The 19,779-nt window shown below is 75.9% G+C and carries 17 protein-coding genes and 1 rRNA gene; 7 read left to right on the forward strand and 11 right to left on the reverse strand.

The features are described from left to right. Positions 1 to 60: 60 nt before the first annotated feature. The 8 genes from HKK73_RS15460 to HKK73_RS15500 form a co-directional block, all read right to left on the reverse strand. Positions 61 to 579, reverse strand: coding sequence for a DUF3180 domain-containing protein (locus tag HKK73_RS15460; RefSeq protein WP_021483259.1), 519 nt, complete (start codon positions 577 to 579; stop codon positions 61 to 63). Then, complete coding sequence (gene folK, locus HKK73_RS18965) at positions 579 to 3,179, reverse strand: 2-amino-4-hydroxy-6-hydroxymethyldihydropteridine diphosphokinase (RefSeq protein WP_253705672.1); 2,601 nt, start codon at positions 3,177 to 3,179, stop codon at positions 579 to 581. The genes HKK73_RS15460 and folK overlap by 1 nt, the downstream gene beginning before the upstream one ends. Before the next feature lie 120 nt (positions 3,180 to 3,299). Then, positions 3,300 to 4,187: a dihydropteroate synthase gene (folP, locus tag HKK73_RS15475; protein WP_085388657.1), complete on the reverse strand. Its 888-nt coding sequence runs from the start codon at positions 4,185 to 4,187 to the stop codon at positions 3,300 to 3,302. 64 nt (positions 4,188 to 4,251) lie between these two features. Further along, positions 4,252 to 4,905, reverse strand: coding sequence for a GTP cyclohydrolase I FolE (gene folE / locus HKK73_RS15480; protein ID WP_171468333.1), 654 nt, complete (start codon positions 4,903 to 4,905; stop codon positions 4,252 to 4,254). Next, positions 4,905 to 7,007: an ATP-dependent zinc metalloprotease FtsH gene (gene ftsH / locus HKK73_RS15485; RefSeq protein ID WP_086150985.1), complete on the reverse strand. Its 2,103-nt coding sequence runs from the start codon at positions 7,005 to 7,007 to the stop codon at positions 4,905 to 4,907. The genes folE and ftsH overlap by 1 nt, the downstream gene beginning before the upstream one ends. Positions 7,008 to 7,185: 178 nt before the next feature. Then, the gene (gene hpt / locus HKK73_RS15490; RefSeq protein ID WP_021479810.1) at positions 7,186 to 7,740 is read right to left on the reverse strand and encodes a hypoxanthine phosphoribosyltransferase; all 555 of its coding nucleotides are present in this window, start codon (positions 7,738 to 7,740) and stop codon (positions 7,186 to 7,188) included. Positions 7,741 to 7,745: 5 nt separating this feature from the next. Continuing rightward, a complete protein-coding gene (tilS, locus tag HKK73_RS15495; RefSeq protein ID WP_171468334.1) occupies positions 7,746 to 8,846 on the reverse strand; it encodes a tRNA lysidine(34) synthetase TilS in 1,101 nt (366 codons plus the stop codon). 3 nt (positions 8,847 to 8,849) lie between these two features. Continuing rightward, positions 8,850 to 9,977 (reverse strand): zinc-dependent metalloprotease, encoded by a 1,128-nt coding sequence (locus HKK73_RS15500; RefSeq protein WP_253705673.1) that lies wholly within the window; start codon positions 9,975 to 9,977, stop codon positions 8,850 to 8,852. Positions 9,978 to 10,062: 85 nt separating this feature from the next. On the opposite strand from HKK73_RS15500, the gene vapB reads away from it, so the two are divergent. Together vapB and HKK73_RS15510 are read left to right on the forward strand one after the other, a co-directional pair. Then, entirely contained in the window at positions 10,063 to 10,296 is a 234-nt protein-coding gene (gene vapB, locus HKK73_RS15505; RefSeq protein ID WP_021482085.1) for a type II toxin-antitoxin system VapB family antitoxin, read from the forward strand. Then, entirely contained in the window at positions 10,293 to 10,715 is a 423-nt protein-coding gene (locus HKK73_RS15510) for a type II toxin-antitoxin system VapC family toxin (protein ID WP_171468335.1), read from the forward strand. The genes vapB and HKK73_RS15510 overlap by 4 nt, the downstream gene beginning before the upstream one ends. A 34-nt stretch (positions 10,716 to 10,749) precedes the next feature. On the opposite strand, the gene dacB is transcribed toward HKK73_RS15510, so the two are convergent. Then, entirely contained in the window at positions 10,750 to 12,162 is a 1,413-nt protein-coding gene (dacB, locus tag HKK73_RS15515) for a D-alanyl-D-alanine carboxypeptidase/D-alanyl-D-alanine-endopeptidase (protein ID WP_051028618.1), read from the reverse strand. 260 nt (positions 12,163 to 12,422) lie between these two features. On the opposite strand from dacB, the gene HKK73_RS15520 reads away from it, so the two are divergent. Beyond that, complete coding sequence (locus HKK73_RS15520) at positions 12,423 to 12,926, forward strand: inorganic diphosphatase (protein ID WP_034655165.1); 504 nt, start codon at positions 12,423 to 12,425, stop codon at positions 12,924 to 12,926. Between the two features lie 69 nt (positions 12,927 to 12,995). On the opposite strand, the gene HKK73_RS15525 is transcribed toward HKK73_RS15520, so the two are convergent. Further along, complete coding sequence (locus tag HKK73_RS15525; protein WP_171468336.1) at positions 12,996 to 14,393, reverse strand: C40 family peptidase; 1,398 nt, start codon at positions 14,391 to 14,393, stop codon at positions 12,996 to 12,998. 345 nt (positions 14,394 to 14,738) lie between these two features. On the opposite strand from HKK73_RS15525, the gene HKK73_RS15530 reads away from it, so the two are divergent. The 4 genes from HKK73_RS15530 to HKK73_RS15545 all read left to right on the forward strand — a co-directional run bounded on the left by HKK73_RS15530 (position 14,739) and on the right by HKK73_RS15545 (position 19,427). Beyond that, positions 14,739 to 16,076: a bifunctional o-acetylhomoserine/o-acetylserine sulfhydrylase gene (locus HKK73_RS15530; RefSeq protein WP_171468337.1), complete on the forward strand. Its 1,338-nt coding sequence runs from the start codon at positions 14,739 to 14,741 to the stop codon at positions 16,074 to 16,076. 88 nt (positions 16,077 to 16,164) lie between these two features. Beyond that, positions 16,165 to 17,415 carry a homoserine O-acetyltransferase gene (locus HKK73_RS15535; protein ID WP_253705674.1) on the forward strand — a complete coding sequence of 417 codons (1,251 nt, stop codon included), beginning with the start codon at positions 16,165 to 16,167 and terminating at the stop codon, positions 17,413 to 17,415. 84 nt (positions 17,416 to 17,499) lie between these two features. After that, complete coding sequence (locus HKK73_RS15540) at positions 17,500 to 18,459, forward strand: zinc-binding dehydrogenase (RefSeq protein ID WP_171468339.1); 960 nt, start codon at positions 17,500 to 17,502, stop codon at positions 18,457 to 18,459. Then, positions 18,456 to 19,427 (forward strand): alpha/beta hydrolase, encoded by a 972-nt coding sequence (locus HKK73_RS15545; protein WP_171468340.1) that lies wholly within the window; start codon positions 18,456 to 18,458, stop codon positions 19,425 to 19,427. Before HKK73_RS15540 ends, HKK73_RS15545 begins: the two co-directional genes overlap by 4 nt. A 155-nt stretch (positions 19,428 to 19,582) precedes the next feature. Here HKK73_RS15545 and rrf read toward each other — a convergent pair. Beyond that, a 5S ribosomal RNA gene (gene rrf / locus HKK73_RS15550) occupies positions 19,583 to 19,699 on the reverse strand. Between the last annotated feature and the right edge of the window lie 80 nt (positions 19,700 to 19,779).

Below are 19,779 nucleotides of genomic sequence, written 5' to 3' on the forward strand. Positions count from 1 at the left end.
TTCTCCCATCCCGTCCCGGTGCGGACCGGGTCGTGCACAGGCCGGGGCGGGGCACGGGCCTCAGGCGGGCGTGCCCGCGCCCGGGGTCTCCGGGTCCTCGCGCGTCACCGAGCCCTCGCGGCCCTCCCGGCCCTCGCCGCGGTCGTCGGGCGGGAGCTGGCAGAACCGCTCGGCAACGAGCCCGACGACGGCCAGCACCACCGCGCACGCGGCGGCCACCCCGGCCGCGAGGGCCCGGTCGCGGAACGCGTCGATCGAGAGGTCGGGCAGGGCGGCGAGCACCTGCGCGCCGTACCAGCCCGTCAGGAGTGCGCCCGTCAGCGCGGCCGCCTTCGCGAGGACGAACGTGCGCGCCGCCCGGATCGCGTCGAGCGACGGACGCTTGCCCTGCTGGTACGCGCGCACGGTCCAGCCCGCCCAGAAGACGGCTGCCGCGAGCGCGAGGACGGTGACGTCCACGATCCACGGCACCGCCGGCAGGAGCGTGCCGCGGCTCTGGAGCAGGCGCACGACGAACCACCCGCCGACGGCGGTCGCGACCGCCACGAGCAGCAGGGTGCGGACGGAGGTGCGCCGCATCAGCGCTCGTCGTCGCGACCGTCGCCGGACACCGGCCCGAACGGCGGCCACGGGTCGTTCGCCGGGAGCCCCGCGTCCGCGAGCGGGCCGGGGGCGGACGCCGGTCCGCCGCCCGAGACCGGCGGGAACGGCACCGACCGGATGATGTCGTCACCGGACGACGCGGCGTCCGCGGGCGGCTGCGGGTGCGCGGGCTGCGCGACCGGCTGCTGCGGCGCCGTCGGCACGGGCTCGGGCGCGTGGACCGGCGGGAAGACCGGGTGCGCGGGTGCGCCGTGCTCGGGGAAGCGCGCCGCGTCCTGAGCCGGGGCGGGCCCGGCGTCCGGGGCGTGCCCGGCGTCGGGCGACGACGGCACGGGGTGCGACGGCGGCCGGTTCGACGGCCCGGGGAACGGGGCGACGGGGACGCCCGCGTCCTCGCGCGGGTCGAACGAGCCGTCGGGGACGATCGGCGGGGCCGCCCCCTCGGGCGCGACGCCCTCGGAGACGGGCGCGAAGACCGGCCGTGCCGGGAGCGCCTCGCTCGGCGTCACGGTCTGCGGGAGACCGGCCGGCTGCGGCACGACCGCGGGCTGCGGCGGGGCGGCCGGGGGCGCGGGCTCCGGTGCGGGCGGCTGCGGCGGCTCCGCCTGCTGGACGTGCGGCGGCTGCTGCGGGACGGGCTGCTGCGGAGCCGCGGGCTGCTGCGCGAGGGGCTCCTGCGCGAGCGGCTGCTGCGGCGCCGGGTGCGGCTCGTGCGGCGGCACGGGCTGCTGCGGTGCCGACTGCTGCGGTGCCGGGTGCTGCGGTGCCGGCGCGCCGTCGGAGGCGGGCACGCCGCCGCCGGGCGTCGCGGGACCGTCGTACGGGGCGGCGACGGGACCGGTGTGCGCCTGCTGGTAGGGGTCGGGCACGTCGACGGGCGCGGGCGGCGGCGCGGCGTCCGTGCTGCCCGTGGTGACGGGCACGGCGCCCGTCGGGTCGGGAGCAGGGTCCGTCAGCCAGTCGAGCGCGAGCCACCGGATGCCGCCGCGGTCGGGCGCGGTCGCCGCGAGGGCCGCGACGGGGCCGCCCCCGAGGCCCGGGAGCACCGCGTCCGGGTCGATCTGCGACCACGGCTCGAGCACGAACGCCCGCTCGTGCGCGCGGGGGTGCGGCAGCTCCAGGTCGTCGGCGACGGCCGTCAGCGTGCCGTAGACGATGAGGTCGACGTCGAGCGTGCGGGGGCCCCAGCGCTCGTCGCGCACCCGGCCGTGCGCCTGCTCGACCGCCTGGCACGCGTGCAGCAGGTCGCGCGCCGACAGGCGCGTGCGCGCGAGGAGGACGGTGTTGAGGTAGTCCGGCTGGTCGGGGCCACCCACGGCCTCCGTCCGGGCCAGCGGCGAGACCTCCGTGATCTCGAGACCGGAGATCCGGTCGAGGTCCGTGATCGCGTCGCGCAGCGTCTGCTGGGCGTCGCCGAGGTTCGCGCCCAGCGCGAGCACGACCTCGACGAACCCGGCGGGCACGTCGTCCATCCGGTCGTGCTCGACGGGCGCGGCCCCCTCCGCGGCGTCGTGCGCCCCGCCGGGGGCCTCGTCGTGCGCCGGGACGGGCTCGGCCGCGGCGCCGTACGGCAGGGGCTCGGCCTCGGGGGCGGCGTGCTCGACAGGCGCGGCGTCGCCGGGGACGGTCTGCTGCTCGCCCGACGGCGCGCCGGGCGCGACCGGCGGCGCGTCGTGGTGCAGCACGTGCTCGGCGGGGCCGGCCGCGGGGACCGACCCCGCGACGAGCTCGTCGTACGACGCCGCCTGCTGCGGGTGCGGTGCCGCGTCGTCGTGCGCGGGCTCGCCGCGGTCGTCGTGCGCAGGCTCCGCGTACGGCGCCTCCCCGTACGGGGCCTCGCCGTGCGGTGCCTCCGCGGGGGTCTGCTGCTCGCCGCGGGCGTCGCCGGGGACGGCGGCGTCCCGGACGGCGGGAGCCTCGCGGGTCGCGTCGAGCGCGTCCTCGGGGGACCCGGCGGCCACCGCTCCGGTCTCGGCCGAGCCCGGGAGGATGCTGGGTGGCATGACCTCGGGCGCGGGGGCGAGCGGGGTCCGGTCGTCGGGCGCGGGGACGTCACCGACGCCGTGGATGAGCGCGGGGGCGACCGACCCGACGGGGATCGGCCCGACGGGCTGCGCGTCGCGCGCCCCCTGCTCCCCGCGGCGCGACAGCGGCGCGACGACGGGGACGACCACGCGGTCGCGACGGATGACGACCTCGACGTCCTCGAACGGGACCGTGATCGGCGCCTGCGGCTTGTGCACCGCGACGTCGACCGCGACGACGTCGTCGTGCGTGAGGATCGTCGCGGCGATGCGCTCGGCGACGGTCTCGACGAGGTCGGCGGGCGATCCGGCGAGGACCGCGACGACGTCCTCGGCGACGCCCGCGTAGCTGACGGTCCGGGACAGGTCGTCGCCGCTCGCGGCGGCGCGCGTGTCCAGGTGGAGCACGACGTCGGCCCGGAAGAGCTGGCCCTGCGCCTTCTCGTGCTCGAAGACGCCGTGGTGGCCCGTCGCGCTCAGGCCCGTGAGGCGGATCCGGTCGAACGGCCGTCCGTCCGCGTCGAGGACCGCTCCTGCGAACGCTGTGGTCACGTCGTGCTCCCGTCCGGTGCTGCGTCGTCGCCCGCCGGGGCGGGTCGTCGTCACCGTGTCTCGTTGCGTGTGTCGTGCTGCGCCGGGCCGCCCGCGCCGCGGGGCCCCTCGCCCATCCTGCTAGGTCGTGGGCCGCGCCGTCGAGTCGCCCCCGACCCTCGGTCGGTCCGCCGGCTGCGCCGCGCCGCCGTCCGCGGGCCGCACGACCTCGTCGCGGGCCCGGCCCCAGGCGGCGGCGACCCGCACGGCGTCGGCGGACGCCCGGACCGCGTGGACCCGCACGCACCACGCGCCCGACGCCGCGGCGAGGGTCGTGACCGCGGCGGTCGCGTCGTCGCGCAGGAGCGGCGGGACGGGCCGACCGTCGGAGCGCGCGAGGAGGTGCCCGAGGAACCGCTTGCGGGACGCGCCCACGAGGACGGGCAGGCCCAGCGCCTCGAGCTCGCGCAGGCGCGCGAGCAGCGGCCAGTTCGACGACCCGGCCTTCGAGAAGCCGAGACCCGGGTCGAGCACGACCTGCTCGCGCCGTACGCCCGCCGCGAGGAGCACGTCCACGCGCGCGGCCAGCTCGTCGCGCACGTCCGTGACGACGTCGTCGTAGTCCTCGAGGTCGTCCATGACGTCCGCGTGCCCGCGCCAGTGCATGCAGACGTAGGCGACGCCCGTGCGCGCGACGACGTCGGCCATCGCCGGGTCGGCGAGACCGCCGGACACGTCGTTGACGAGCCGGGCGCCCGCCGCGACCGCGCGCTCCGCGACGACCGCGCGCGTCGTGTCGACGCTGACGACAGCCCCCTCGGCCGCGAGCGCGGAGATCACGGGGAGCACGCGCGCGAGCTCCGCCTCGACGGGCACCCGGCCCGCCCCGGGGCGGGTCGACTCCCCGCCGACGTCGAGGATGTCCGCACCCTCGCCCAGCAGCTCGCGCCCGTGGGCGATCGCGGCGTCCGGCTCGAACCACTCGCCGCCGTCGGAGAACGAGTCGGGCGTGACGTTGACGACGCCCATGACGAGCGTGCGTCCGACGTTCGCGAGCTCCTCGAGCCCCGCGACCACGAACCGGTCCACGGGCCTAGCGCCCCAGGATGAGGCTCATCGCCTCGGCCCGCGTCGCGCCGTCGCGCATCTGGCCCCGCACCGCCGACGTGACGGTGCGCGCGCCGGGCTTGCGCACGCCGCGCATCGACATGCACAGGTGCTCGCACTCGACGACGACGATCGCACCGCGGGGCTTGAGGTGCTCCACGAGCGCGTCCGCGACCTGGGACGTGAGCCGCTCCTGCACCTGCGGGCGGCGCGCGTACACCTCGACGAGGCGCGCGAGCTTCGACAGGCCCGTGATGCGGCCGTCCACGTTGGGGATGTACCCCACGTGCGCGACGCCGTGGAAGGGCACGAGGTGGTGCTCGCACGTCGAGTACACCTCGATGTCCTTGACGAGCACCATCTCCTCGTGGCCGAGGTCGAAGGTCGTCGTCAGGACGTCCGCGGCCTCCTGGCGCAGGCCCGCGAAGATCTCGCGGTACGCGCGCGCCACGCGGGCCGGCGTCTCGCGCAGCCCTTCGCGGTCCGGGTCCTCGCCGACGGCGAGCAGCAGCTCGCGGACGGCCGCCTCCGCGCGGTCCTGGTCGTACGGCGGGACGTCCGCGGCGGCGCGCAGGCCCTCCGCCGACCGGGCCGGCGTGATCGCGCCCGTGCCCGCCGAGGCGCCCGTGGGGGTGCCCATCAGTCCTGCCCCGGCTCGCGCACGTCGGTGGCGTCCGTGGTCGTGTCGCGGCCGAGCGCGCGGTCGAGCGGGCTGTCCGCGGGCACCTCGCCGATCCGCTCCGGGGGGAGCTCGTCGTTCGCGGCCGCGGCCTCGTCCTGCGGGATCACGGGCGCGCCGTTCTGCGCCGCCTTCTCGGCGTCGGTGAGCACGGGCCCGCGCTGGGAGACGGCCCGCTGCTCGCTCGAGAGCCAGACGTCGCGCGGCGCGCGCTTCTCGACGGGGGAGAACACGCGGGCGAGCTCGGCCTGGTTCAGCGTCTCCTTCTCGAGGAGCTCGAGCACGAGGGCGTCGAGCACGTCGCGGTACTGCGTGAGCACCTCCCACGCCTCGTCGTGCGCGGCCTCGACGAGCTTGCGGACCTCGTGGTCCACCGTGCCCGCGACCGACTCCGAGTAGTCGCGCTGGTGGCCCATGTCGCGGCCGAGGAACGGCTCGCCCGAGCCGGAGCCGAGCTTGATCGCGCCGACGCGCTCGCTCATGCCGTACTCGGTGACCATCTTGCGCGCGATCGCGGTCGCCTTCTCGATGTCGTTCGAGGCGCCCGTCGTCGGGTCGTGGAACACGAGCTCCTCGGCGACGCGGCCGCCCATCGCGTACGCGAGCTGGTCGAGCAGCTCGTTGCGCGTCGTGGAGTACTTGTCCTCGGTCGGCATGACCATCGTGTACCCGAGCGCCCGGCCGCGCGGCAGGATCGTCACCTTCGTGACGGGGTCCGTGTAGCGCATGGCCGCCGCGACGAGGGCGTGGCCGCCCTCGTGGTACGCGGTGATCTTCTGCTCCTTGACGTTCATGACGCGCGTGCGCTTCTGCGGGCCGGCGATCACGCGGTCGATCGCCTCGTCGAGCGCCCGGTCGTCGATGAGCTGCGCCCCGCTGCGGGCGGTGAGGAGCGCCGCCTCGTTGAGCACGTTCGCGAGGTCGGCACCGGTGAACCCGGGCGTGCGGCGCGCGACGGCCGCCAGGTCGATCTCGGGGACGATCGGCTTGCCCGCCGCGTGCACCCGCAGAATCGCCTCGCGGCCCTTGAGGTCGGGCGCCTCGACCGCGATCTGGCGGTCGAAGCGGCCCGGGCGCAGGAGCGCCGGGTCGAGGATGTCGGGGCGGTTGGTCGCGGCGATGAGGATGACGTTCGTCTTGACGTCGAAGCCGTCCATCTCCACGAGGAGCTGGTTGAGCGTCTGCTCGCGCTCGTCGTGGCCACCGCCCATGCCGGCGCCGCGGTGGCGGCCGACGGCGTCGATCTCGTCGACGAAGATGATCGCGGGCGAGTTCTCCTTGGCCTGGTTGAACAGGTCGCGGACGCGGCTCGCGCCGACGCCGACGAACATCTCGACGAAGTCCGAGCCGGAGATCGAGTAGAACGGCACGCCCGCCTCGCCGGCGACGGCGCGCGCGAGCAGCGTCTTGCCGGTGCCGGGAGGGCCGTAGAGCAGGACGCCCTTGGGGATCTTGGCGCCGACGGCCTGGAACTTCTCCGAGTCGGAGAGGAACTCCTTGATCTCGTGGAGCTCCTCGACCGCCTCGTCGGCGCCCGCGACGTCCGCGAACGTCACCTGCGGGGTGTCCTTCGAGACGAGCTTGGCGCGCGACTTGCCGAAGCCCATGACGCGCGAGCCGCCGCCCTGCATGCGCGACAGCAGGAACCAGAACAGCACGCCGATGATGAGGAACGGGATGAGCAGCCCGAGCAGCGAGGACCAGAACGAGGGTTGCGCGACCTCGGAGTTGTACCCGTCCTTCGGCTCCGCGGCGACAACGGCGTCGACGACCGCCTCGCCCTGCGGCTGGACGTAGTAGAACTCGACGTTCTTGCCCTTGTTCTCCTCGGTGTCCGTGCCCTCGTCGGCCACGTAGTCCTCGGACAGCGTGAGACGCACGCGCTGGTCGCCGTCCACGATGAGCGCCTGCTCGACCGTGTCGCCCGAGAGCAGCTCGAGGCCCGCGGACGTGTCGATGCGCTGGACCGTAGGGCGCGACAACGTCGCGAACGCGATCCACAGGATCACGAGGCCCAGGACGATCCAGACGATCGGCCCACTGAGAATCTTCTTGATGTTCATCGGCGACGGGGCGTGCGCCCCGGATCCCTCCGCTCGCGCAAGTGTTCGGGCTCGAAACTACACTCTGGACCTTGGCGCCTGCTGGGGATCTTCCCTCTGTTCGCCCAGGGCGTGGTCCGTACTTCCTGAGCAGCTCCCTGGGCGGTCCGGGCGGGCTCGTGGCTCGCCGCCGCCCGGCTCAGCTCGAGTAGACGTGCGGCGCGAGCGTCCCGACGAACGGCAGGTTGCGGTACTTCTCCGCGTAGTCGAGGCCGTAGCCCACGACGAACTCGTTGGGGATGTCGAAGCCGACGTAGCGCACGTCGACCTCGGTCTTCGCCGCGTCGGGCTTGCGGAGCATCGCCGCGATCTCGACCGACGCCGGCCCGCGCGAGCGGAGGTTCGACAGCAGCCACGAGAGCGTGAGGCCCGAGTCGATGATGTCCTCGACGATGAGCACGTTGCGGCCGGTGAGGTCCGCGTCGAGGTCCTTGAGGATGCGCACGACGCCCGACGACTTGGTGCCCGAGCCGTACGACGACACGGCCATCCAGTCCATCTCGACGTGGCTGTGCAGGCGGCGCGCCAGGTCCGCCATGACCATGACGGCGCCCTTGAGCACGCCGACGAGCAGGAGGTCCTTGCCCGCGTAGTCACGGTCGATCTGCGCGGCGATCTCGTCGAGCCGCGCACCGAGCTGGTCCTCGGTGAGCAGGATGTTCTCGAGGTCGCCTGCGACGTCCGATGCTTCCACGGGGGTCACTCCTGAGCTGGGGGGAGGGGGGAGGTGCCGGCCCGGCGCGTTGGCCCCGGGCCCAGGGAAAGCCTGCCACACGCGCGCGACGCCCTGCGGTCGCCCGGGAGGTGCACCGGGCCCTGGCCGCGCCACGCGGTGACGAGCGCGTCGAGCGCGTCGACGTGGACGGCGAACAGGTCGCTCCCCGGGCACCCCGCGCGCAGCGCCGCGGACCGCAGCGCCCGACGCCGCAGCGCCGGGTGCGCGGCGGCGAGCGGGCCGACGTCGAGCACGACCGTCGCGCGGGGCGACGCTCCCCCGCCGCGGCCGGGGGCCGCGCCGGGGCCGGGGTCCGCGCCGGAGGCGGGGTCCGCGCCGGGTGGGACGAGCGCCGCGGCGAGGAGGTCGGCCGCGAGCGCGTCGAGGAGGTCGGCGTCGTCCCGCAGGAGGTCGGCGCTGCGCGCGAGCGCGGGCACCGCGCCCGGGCCGAGCACGTCGACGAGCGCCGGCACGACCCGCCCGCGAACCTGCGAGCGCAGCGGCGGGCCCGTGTTCGTGGGGTCGTCCCACCAGTCGAGCCCGAGCGTGCGGCACACCGCCTCCGTCTGCGAGCGCCGCAGGGCGAGGAACGGGCGCCGGTACGCCCCGCGCCGCGGCGCCATGCCCGCGAGCGAGCGCGCGCCCGCCCCGCGGGCGAGGCCCAGCAGCACCGTCTCGGCCTGGTCGTCGAGCGTGTGACCCAGGAGTACCGCGCCGGCGCCGTGGGCCGCCGCGGCGTCGTCGAGCGCGGCGTACCGGGCCGTCCGGGCGTGGGCCTCCGGGCCGTCGCCCGCCTTCGGGACGACGACGCGGCGCACCTCCACCGGGTCGAGCCCCAGGTCGCGGCAGCGCTCGGCGGCGGCCGCCGCGACGGCGGCGCTGCCGTCCTGGAGCCCGTGGTCCACGACGACGGCGCCCGCCCGCAGCCCGAGGCGCGGCGCCACGAACGCCGTGGCGGCCGCGAGCGCCGTCGAGTCGGCGCCGCCGGAGCAGGCGACGAGCACCGTCGCCCCTGCGGGAAGGTCCGCGAGCGCGCCGCGCACGGCGTGGCGCGCGGCGGCGACGACCGGCGCCGGACCGCCCACGGCTCAGCCGTGCACGCGGCGCACCCAGGCGCGCGCGTCGGCGATCTCACGGGCCGTGGGCAGGTTCTCCGGGGAGGCCCACACGGCGTTGAAGCCGTCGCGCCCGACGTCCTTCTCGACGGCGCGGACGAACGCCGCCCCGTCGCGGTACTGGGCGATCTTGGCGTCCATGCCGAGCAGGCGCCGCAGCACCACGTCGAGGCCGGAGCTGCCCTCGCCGTCGCGCCGCGCGTCGAACTTGCGCCGGATGCTGCGCACCGTGCGCACGGTGCGGGGTCCGACGGCGTCCATCGCGACGTCTGCGTGGCCTTCCAGGAGCGCCATGACGGCCGTGACGTCGGCGAGCCGGTCCTGCTCCTCGGGCGTGAGGAGGCCGTCGAGGAGGGTCGTGCCCTCGCCGCGCACCGCGTGCAGGACGGCGCGCCCCACCGCGACGAGCTTGTCGCGCAGGCGGGCCTCGGCGAGGCGTCGCGACGACGCGGAGAGCTCGGTGAGGAGGTCGCCCGCGCGCGTGCGCAGGTGGTCCGCGAGCCACGGCGCCGCCGCGAACTGCAGGGCGTGCGTCTGCTCGTGCAGGCACACCCAGAGGCGGAAGTCGGCGGGCCGCAGGGCGAGCGCGCGCTCCACCTGGAGCACGTTGGGCGCGACGAGCACGAGCCGGCCGGGGCCCGCCCCCGCGGCGGCCCGCCCGCTGTACGGGTCGAACTGGCCGAGGACGCGGCTCGAGAGGACCGCGAGGACCGACCCGACCTGCGCGGCGCCGACGAGGGCTGTCGCCTGCGGCACGCGCCCGCTCTCCCCCACGAGCGCCTCGGTGACGCCCGTGGTGAGCGACGCCATGATCTCGGTGTTGGCGCGCGCCCAGCGGGGCCGGTCCACGACGTGCACCGTGCCCAGCGTCTCCGGGGTCCCCGCGACGGGCGTCATGCGGGTCACGTCGAGCACGTGCGGGACGGCCTCGCCCGCCGCGGTGCGCAGCCCCTCGACGAGGTCGGCCAGCTCGGCGCGCGACGCCTGGGGCCCCGGGCGCGCGAGGCGCCCGGCGATCTGCGCGGCGGCGGACCAGTCGACGACCGACCGGTCGCCGCGCGACGGGCCGTGGGGACGGCCGTCCTGCTCGACGAGAGTCACCGGCCCACGGTAACCCGCTCGCCCGGCCGACGGGTTCGAGGACGCCCGGAGGATATACTCTCGGGATATACGACGGGAGGTCGGCATGGTGCGCACGACGGTGTTCCGCAGCAACCGGACGCAGGCGGTCCGGCTGCCCAAGGCGGTCGCGCTGCCCGACGACGTCCGGGAGGTGGACGTCCGAGCCGTCGGCCGGTCCCGGGTCATCACCCCGGCCGGCTCCGGGTGGGACGAGTGGTTCGAGCACGGCCTGCGCGTCGGTCCCGGCTTCCTCGCCGACCGCGACCAGGGCACCGCGGACGAGCGCGAGGCCCTGTGAGCACCCTCTACCTGCTGGACACGAACGTGCTCGTCGCCCTCCTCCGCGGGCACGGCGCGGCCGCGCGGCCCAGGCTGCGCGAGGCAGAGGGGCGCGTCGCGGTCTCGACCGTGAGCGAGATGGAGCTGGAGTACGGCGTGGAGCGCTCGCAGGACCCGGCCCGCAACCGTCACGCGGTCGACGAGCTGCTGTCGCTCGTCGACGTGCTGCCCTTCGACAGCCTGGCGGCGATGCACGCCGGCAGGGTCCGGGCCGTCCTCGCGGCCCGCGGCACCCCTGTCGGCCCGTACGACGCGCTCCTCGCCGGGCACGCCCGGTCGCTCGGGCTCGTGCTGGTGACGAACAACGTGCGCGAGTTCTCCCGCGTGTCCGGCCTGGAGGTCGAGGACTGGCTGGCGGACGCGACGCACGGCCCCTGAACCGGGAGCCCTCCCCCAGAGGTGGCACGGCCCGTCAGGCGCTGCAGCCGCACTCCGCGAGCGACGCGACGAAGTCGTCGAAGATCAGGCGCGCGCCGTAGGTGCCGCCGTCCGGGACGGCGTCGGCCATGAGGGAGAACACGAGGAGGCGGTCGTCCGCGGTGACGACCGTCCCGGCGAGCGACGTGACGTTCGGCAGGCTGCCGGTCTTCGCGCGCACGACGCCGCGGCCCGCGTTGGCGAGGTAGCGCTCGTCGAGCGTCCCGGACAGCCCCGCGACGGGCAGGCCCACCGCGCCGGGCCGCAGCCGCGGGTGCGCGGGGTCGGCCAGGAGGCCCACGACCTCGTCGAGCTGCGCAGGCATGACGACGGATCCGTCGCCGAGCCCGGACAGGTCCGCGAGCGTTGCGCCCGTGAGGTCGACGCCGAGGCCCTCGACCGCCGCCCGCACGGCCTGGGTCGCGCCGGCCCCGGACCCGGGCAGGCCCGCGTCGAGCGCGACGACCCGGCCGACGACCTCGGTGATGGTGTTGTCCGAGTGCTGGAGCAGGTACGCGACGACGTCGCCGAGCGGGGCGGACTCCACCTCGCCCACCGTGCGCCCCTCGCTCGGCGCCGGGGCTCGCACGACGTCCCCGGAGACGGTGACGCCCTCCTGCGCGAGCGCGGCCACGAACGCCTCGGCTGCGGCGAGGGCCGGGTCCTCGGCGCGCGGCGCGTACTCCTCGTCGGTGAGGCGCGCGATGTTCACCGCGAGCGCCGCGACGGGCGCGACGTAGCCGTTGCGCACGCTGGCCGGGTCGACGGTCGGGGCGACCGCGGGCCCGGTGAACAGCGTGTCGTCGAGGCGCAGCGAGATCGTCGTGCGTCCCGTCAGCCGCAGCTCGCCCGCGACCTGCGCGGCCAGGTCGCCGAGCCCGGCCCGGCCGTTGACCGCCGTCGGGTCCCCGGCACCGGCCGCGAGCATCATGTCGCCCCCGCCCACGAGGTACACCGTCTCCTGCCCCTCGAGGACGGCTCGGGTGGGCAGCGTGGTGTGCGCTCCCGGCGAGGTGAGCGCCGCCGCGGCGGTGAACGTCTTGAGGGTCGACGCCGGGACGTGCCCCACGCTCTCGCCGGCAGCGCCCAGCACCTCGCCCGTCACCGCGTCGGTCACGAGGACGCCCACGCGCGGGCCGAGCCGCGTGTCCGCGACGAGCCCGTCCACGAGCGTCTGCACCGCGCCGGTCGCGGGGACGGGCGCCGCGTCGTCGAGCGCCGGCAGCTCCACCTCGAGCGGCGGCGCGGCGGCCGCGCCCGGCGCCTGCGGGAACGGCGGCGGCTCCGGGACGGGCGGCTCGAGCGTCAGCACGCCGGGGACGACGTCGTACGCGTCCGCCACGGCGTACCCGCCCGCGAGCGCGAGCACCACGCCGACGGCCACGCCCGTGCGCGTCGCCCAGCCCATACCTCTCCCTCGGTCCGCCCCGGTCACCGGGGCGCGTCGTCCGCCCGCTCGTCCCGACCGGTCGCCGGTCGTCCGACCCGCCCCCGGGGCGGCGGGCACGTGCGCATTATCACTCACGGCGTCGCCCGCCCAGGGCCGTACGGACTCTTGTGGGCGGACGTCCCGTGTCACACTAGTTCCCGCACGACGGCGTCGTCCGTCGATCATCCGACACCAGCCACCGCCCGAGCGCCGCGGTGCCGGTACGACTGGAGGAAGCAGTGGAGTTCGACGTCACGATCGAGATCCCCAAGGGGCAGCGCAACAAGTACGAGGTGGACCACGCGACCGGTCGCATCCGCCTCGACCGCATGCTCTTCACCTCGACCCGCTACCCCGACGACTACGGGTTCATCGAGGGGACGCTCGGCGAGGACGGCGACCCGCTGGACGCCCTCGTGCTGCTCGAGGAGCCCACGTTCCCGGGCTGCCTGATCCGCTGCCGCGCGCTCGGCATGTTCCGCATGCGTGACGAGGCCGGCGGCGACGACAAGGTGCTGTGCGTCCCGACGGGCGACCAGCGTGCCGCGTGGCGCCAGGACATCGACGACGTGTCCGACTTCCACCGCCTGGAGATCCAGCACTTCTTCGAGGTCTACAAGGACCTCGAGCCCGGCAAGTCCGTCGAGGGCGCCCACTGGGTCGGCCGCGCCGACGCCGAGGCCGAGATCGAGCGCTCCCTGCAGCGCGCCATCGACTCCGGGTACCACACGCCGGGCCACTGACCGGCTCGTCCTCCCGTACGACGGCGGCCGTCCACCTCACGAGGTGGGCGGCCGCCGTCGTGCGTCGGGCTACGGTCGGCCCGCGTACGGCATCGCGTCGGCCCAGCGCATCGCGACCTCGTGCACGGGGCTGCCGGGCTGCCGCGCCTCGATCATCATCCCGCCGCCGGTGTACATCGCGACGTGGCGGATGGTCGACGGGTTCGACGTGTCGTTGGCGTAGAAGATGAGGTCGCCCGGGCGGAGGCGGTCGTAGGAGATCTTCTGCACGCGCTGGTACTGCGAGCGCGACGTCCGGGTGATGTCGACGCCCGCGGCGGCCCACGCGCGGGACGTGAGGCCCGAGCAGTCGTAGCCCGGCCCGGTGCCGCCGAACACGTACGGCGCGCCGATCTTCGTGCGCGCCCACGCGACGGCGGCCTGGCCCTGGGCGCCGTTCCCCACGCCCGTGCCGGGCGGCGGCGTGACGACGGGCGGCTGGGCAGGAGTGGGCTGAGGCGCCGGAGCCGGGGCAGGCGCTGGGGCCGGAGCCGGGGCGGGAGCGGGAGCGGGAGCCGGTGCGGGGGCAGGAGCCGGAGCCGGGTTCGGCGCGGCCGGGGCGGACGGCGCGGCCGGGGCGGACGGCGCGGCCGGGGCGGACGGCGCCGCCGCCGGCGTCCCCGCAGCGGGCGGTGCGACCCGCTCCCGGGCCGCGCTCTCGCGCGCGCTCGCGGCCTGCGCGTCGAGCGCGTCCTGGCGCTCCCGCTCGACGTCGACGCTCGTGGTCCGGGCCTGCGCGAGCTCGGCGAGCAGCGTCTCCCGGCGTGCCGCCGACTCCTGCACGGCCTCGTCGAGCGCCCCGGAGGAGACCTGGGCGGCGGCGAGCGCGTCGCGCGCGCGGTCCTCGACCTCGGCCTGGTGCGCGAGCGCCGCGTCGGCCCGCGCGCGGGCCGTGCCGGCGACGGCGCGCGCCGTCGCGTGCGTCTCGACCGCACGTCCGGCGGTGCGGCCCGCGACGCGCTCGGCGTTCTCGCGCGCGACGACCTGCTCGACGCCGTCCGCGTCCAGGACCGTCCGCAGCGCGTCGAGCTCCGTCGAGCCCTGGCGTGACGCGCGGAAGAGGGCGCCGACGGAGGCCCGCGCGTCGGACTCGCCCGACCGGGCCGTCGCGAGCGCCGCCTGGGCGTCGCGCACCTCGGCGTCGGCGGCCTCGAGCTCGCCCTGCACCGCGGCGTACTCCTCCGCCGCCGTCTCGACGGCCGCGACCGCGGACGCGTGCCGGTCGCGCAGGGCCGCGAGCTCGCGCTCGACCGTCGCGACGTCCCGCGACGCGCCGTCGGCGGCCTCGCGCGCGGCGCGCACGTCGTCGTCCGACGGCGCGGACGACGCGGTCGGCGCGAGGCCCACGCCGAGCGCGAGCACGAGCGCTCCGGCGGCCCCCGCCACGGCGACGCGACGGCGCGGCGCGCTCCGGGTCACGCGGTTCATCAACCCCTCCTCGGCGTGTCTCGTTGACAGCACTCGCACGAGTCTGCCCGGAAGGTCCGCTCCGCGCGATCCGAGCAGCCGGGGCCTTCTCAGAATGTGGTCTCGCATCGTGAGAAGGGCCTACCGGGTCGCCGACGACGCGCCTAGCCTCAGCCTCATGTCCCGTCGAATGTGTCGCTGACCCGAGCGCACGTTCGCCTGCCCGCGAGCCGTCGTCGACGACGCCCTCGCCGCGGCATCCCGTCCCGCGTGCGCCTCTCGCCGCGGTCGACGACCCCGTCCCCGCCGCACCCGCCCCGGTGCACCCGCACGCCGCCGTCCCACCCCACCCGCAGGAGAGCAACCATGAGCACCGACACCGCCCCCGCCTGGTCCTTCGAGACGCGCCAGGTCCACGCCGGCCAGACCGCCGACCCGACGACCGGCGCCCGCGCGCTCCCGATCTACCAGACCACGTCGTTCGTCTTCCCGGACGCCTCAGTCGCGGCCGACCGGTTCGCGCTCAAGGACCTCGGCCCGATCTACACGCGCATCGGCAACCCGACGCAGGAGGTCGTGGAGAACCGCATCGCCTCGCTCGAGGGCGGCGTCGGCGCGCTGCTCCTCGCGTCCGGGCAGGCCGCGACGACGTTCGCGATCCTCAACGTCGCCGAGGCGGGCGACCACGTCGTCGCCTCCCCGAGCCTGTACGGCGGCACCTACAACCTCCTGCAGTACTCGCTCGCCAAGCTCGGGGTCGAGACGACGTTCGTCGCCGACCCGCACGACCCGCAGGCCTGGCGCGACGCCGTGCGCCCGAACACCAAGCTGTTCTTCGGCGAGACGATCCCGAACCCGCAGGCCGACGTCCTCGACATCGAGGCCGTCGCGGCGGTCGCGCACGAGGTCGGTGTCCCGCTGATCGTGGACAACACGGTCGCCACGCCCTACCTGCTGCGCCCGCTCGAGCACGGGGCGGACGTCGTCGTGCACTCCGCGACGAAGTACCTCGGCGGCCACGGCTCCGCGATCGGCGGCGTGATCGTCGACGGCGGCACGTTCGACTACGCGGCGCACCCGGAGCGGTTCCCGAACTACAACACGCCCGACCCCTCGTACAACGGCCTCGTCTACGCGCGCGACCTCGGCGTGGACGGCATCCTCGGTGCCAACCTCGCGTACGTGCTCAAGGCGCGCGTCCAGCTCCTGCGCGACCTGGGCTCGGCGATCTCGCCGTTCAACGCCTTCCTCATCGCGCAGGGCGTCGAGACGCTGTCGCTGCGCGTCGAGCGCCACGTCGCCAACGCGCAGAAGGTCGCCGAGTGGCTCGAGGCGCGCGACGACGTCCGGACCGTCCACTACGCGGGCCTGCCCTCGAGCCCGTGGCACGCGAACGCGCAGAAGTACCTGCCGCGCGGCGCGGGCGCGGTCCTCGCGTTCGAGCTCGACGGCGGCAGCGAGGCCGGGCAGGCGTTCGTCTCCGCGCTGCAGCTCCACTCGAACGTGGCGAACATCGGCGACGTCCGGTCGCTCGTCATCCACCCGGCGTCGACGACGCACGCCCAGCTCAGCCCCGAGGAGCAGGCGAAGTCCGGCGTGACGCCGGGCCTGGTCCGCCTCGCGGTGGGCATCGAGCACGTCGACGACATCCTCGCCGACCTCGAGCTCGGGTTCACCGCCGCCAAGTCGGCGCTGGGCTCCTGACCGGCCGACGACGGGCGCGACGATGACGGATCTGGACAGCCGGGGCGCCCTGGGCGCCCCGGCCGTACAGTGGCCGACGGTGACCCCGGTGAACGACGAGCTCCTCTCCCCCGCCCCCGACGCCCGCTCCGGCGCGCGGCCGGGCGACTCGTCGACGCACGGCGTGGCGCCGTCGCGCGCGCGGGTCAAGGCCCCAGTCCCGGCGACCGGGGCGTGGCGCGAGGGCGACCCGGCGGGCCGGCGACGCTTCGCCGACGTCGGCACGTTCGACCTCGAGTCCGGCGCCCGCCTGCCCGACGTCCGGGTCGCGTACGAGACGTGGGGCACGCTCGCGCCCGACGGGTCGAACGCCGTCCTCGTGCTGCACGCCCTCACCGGCGACTCGCACGTGAGCGGCCCCGCCGGCCCGGGGCACGTCACCGCGGGCTGGTGGGAGTCGCTCGTGGGGCCCGGCGCCCCGATCGACACCGACCGCTGGTTCGTCGTCGCGCCCAACGTGCTCGGCGGCTGCCAGGGCACCACGGGACCGGCCTCGACCGCGCCCGACGGCCGCCCGTGGGGCAGCCGGTTCCCGCGCGTCACGACGCGCGACCAGGTCGCGGTCGAGATCGAGCTCGCCCGGACGCTCGGCATCACGTCGTGGGCGTTCGTCGTCGGCGCCTCGATGGGCGGGCACCGCGTGCTGGAGTGGGCGCTCCTCGGGCCCGAGGCGGGGATCGACGTCGTCTCGCTCGCCGCGATCGCGACCGCCGCCCAGACCACGGGCGACCAGATCGCCTGGGCCCACCCGCAGCTCGGCGCCGTCCGCGCGGACCCGGGCTTCCGCGGCGGCGACTACTACGACGCCGCGGACGGCGACGGCCCGCACGTCGGGCTCGGCATCGCGCGGCAGATCGCGCACGCCACCTACCGGTCCGCGCGCGAGCTCGACGACCGCTTCGGCCGGCTGCCGCAGGGCGGCGAGGACCCGTTCACCGACGGCCGCTACGCCGTGCAGTCCTACCTCGACCACCACGGGGACAAGCTCGCGCGGCGGTTCGACGCGAACTCGTACGTCGTGCTCACCGAGTCGATGCTCACGCACGACCTCGGGCGCGACCGCGGTGGTGTCGAGGCGGCGCTCGCGCAGATCACCGCGCACGCGCTCGTCGTCGCCGTCGACACCGACCGGCTGTTCCTCCCCGCCGACTGCGCGCGCATCGCCGCCGGCATCCCCGGCGCCGAGCCCCTGCGGACGCTCACGAGCGACTTCGGGCACGACGGCTTCCTCATCGAGTTCGACCAGCTCGGACCGATCGTCGCCGACTTCCTCGGCGAGCGGGCGCGCGTGCGCGACTGACCCGCTCGCCGTCGGGGCAGGTCCGGGGGGCTCCCCCGGGCGGGCCCCGTGGTCGGAGCACGGGCCGGACCGTAGGTTGGTCCCATGCTCGCCGCCTACGCCGACCGCACCGACCCCGACGACCCCCTGGCCGGCCTCGTCGTCGGGGACCGCCCCGAGCCCGCGTCCCGTGAGCACTGGACCACGGTCGACGTGCGCGCCGCGTCGCTCAACCACCACGATCTCTGGTCGCTGCGCGGCGTCGGGCTGCCCGCCGACCGCCTGCCCATGATCCTCGGGACCGACGCCGCGGGCGTCGCCCCCGACGGCTCCGAGGTCGTCGTGCACGCGGTCGTCGGCGCGGACGGGCACGGCGTCGGGCCCACCGAGCGTCGTTCCCTGCTGTCCGAGCGGTACCCGGGCACGCTCGCGGAGCGCGTCGCCGTCCCGAGCCACAACCTCGTCCCCAAGCCGCCCGAGCTGACCTTCGTCGAGGCCGCGTGCATCCCGACGGCGTGGCTCACCGCCTATCGCATGCTGTTCACCGCCGGTGGCGCCGCCCCCGGCGACCGTGTCCTCGTGCAGGGCGCGGGCGGCGGGGTCGCGACGGCGGCCGTCGCGCTCGGCGCCGCCGCGGGGCTCGAGACGTGGGTGACGTCCCGCTCCGCGGCGAAGCGGGCCGGAGCGGCCCGCCTCGGGGCGGCGGCGACGTTCGAGCCCGGCGCCCGCCTGCCCGCGCCCGTCGACGTCGTCGTCGAGACGGTCGGGCAGGCCACGTGGAACCACTCGCTGCGGTCCGTACGGCCGGGCGGCACCGTCGTCGTGGCGGGTGCGACGAGCGGCGACGCGTCGCCCGCCGAGCTCACGCGCGTGTTCTTCCACGAGATCCGCGTGCAGGGCGTGACCATGGGCTCGCGCGACGACCTCGCCGCGCTCCTGCGGTTCCTCGCGCGCAGCGAGGTGCGCCCCGTCGTCGACCAGGTGCTCCCCCTCGCCCGCGCGCGCGACGGCCTCGCGCGGCTCGCGGCCGGCGACCACTTCGGCAAGGTGGTGCTCACGCCGTGACGTCCCCGGCCTGGGCCCCCGACGTGCTCGGGGCGGAGTTCGAGCAGCGCACCGTCGAGCTGGAGCCCGACGACGAGGGCGACGTCGTCGTCACGGTCGTCCGGCACGTCCCGCCCACGGAGGAGCCCCTGCGCCCCGCGCGCGCGGTGCTCTACCTGCACGGCTGGAGCGACTACTTCTTCCAGACCGAGCTCGCCCAGACCTGGCACGGCCTCGGCGCCGCGTTCTACGCCGTCGACCTGCGCAAGTACGGTCGCAGCCTGCGCCCGCACCAGACCCCCGGGTACGCGGACCACCTCGAGGAGTACGACGCCGACATCGCCGCCGCGCTGGACGTCGTGCGGGAGGACCTCGGAGCGCACGTCGCGATCATGCTCATGGGGCACTCGACCGGGGGTCTCGTCGCGGCGCTGTGGGCGCACCGGCACCCCGGCGTCGTGCGTGGCCTGGTGCTCAACAGCCCGTGGCTGGAGCTGCAGGGCTCGTCGGTGGCGCGGACCGTCTCCGGCCCCGCGATCCGCCAACTCGCCCGCTTCCAGCCCCGCGCCCCGCTCCCCAACGTCGATCCCGGCTACTACGCCCGGACGCTGCGGGACCGGGAGGACGGTACGTGGACCATCGACGACGCATGGCGTCCCGTTCCGTCGTTCCCCGTCCGCGCGGGATGGCTGCGCGCGATCATCTCCGGTCACGCGCGCGTCGCCGCCGGCCTGGCGATCGACTGCCCCGTGCTGGTGCTCCTCGCCGAGAGGTCGCTGTTCAGCACGCGGTGGACGGAGGACATGCGCGCCGCAGACATCGTGCTCGACGTCGAGCCGCTCGCCCGCCGGGCCTCGCACCTGGGGCGCGTCGTCACGCTGGTCCGCATCCCCGGCGGCATCCACGACCTGTCGCTCTCGGCGCCGGAGCCCCGGGCACGCTTCTTCGCGGAGATCGTCCGCTGGTCGGCGGCGTACGGCTGGTCCTGAGGGCTCCTCGGCCGCTCTCGCGTCCCGGTGCGACCGTCCGTGGGGCCGACGACGGCCCCGGACGTGCCGGCGCTAGCGCGTCCCTCGCGTGGTGTGGGGGTATGCGGAAATGCCGAAGGCCCACCCCGTGTGGGGTGGGCCTTCGGTGAAGGGTTGTCCGGCGGCGTCCTACTCTCCCACCCCGTCTCCAGGGCAGTACCATCGGCGCTGAAGGGCTTAGCTTCCGGGTTCGGTATGGGACCGGGCGTTTCCCCTTCGCTGTGACCGCCGTAACTCTGTTGAACCTCCTCGACACCGGGGCACCCCGTGTGGGGTGTGGTGTTGGTGGTTCGGGAACCGCACAGTGGACGCG

Origin of the sequence: Cellulosimicrobium sp. 72-3 (assembly GCF_013127315.1) — a bacterium.
Classification (GTDB): Bacteria; Actinomycetota; Actinomycetes; order Actinomycetales; family Cellulomonadaceae; genus Cellulosimicrobium; species Cellulosimicrobium funkei.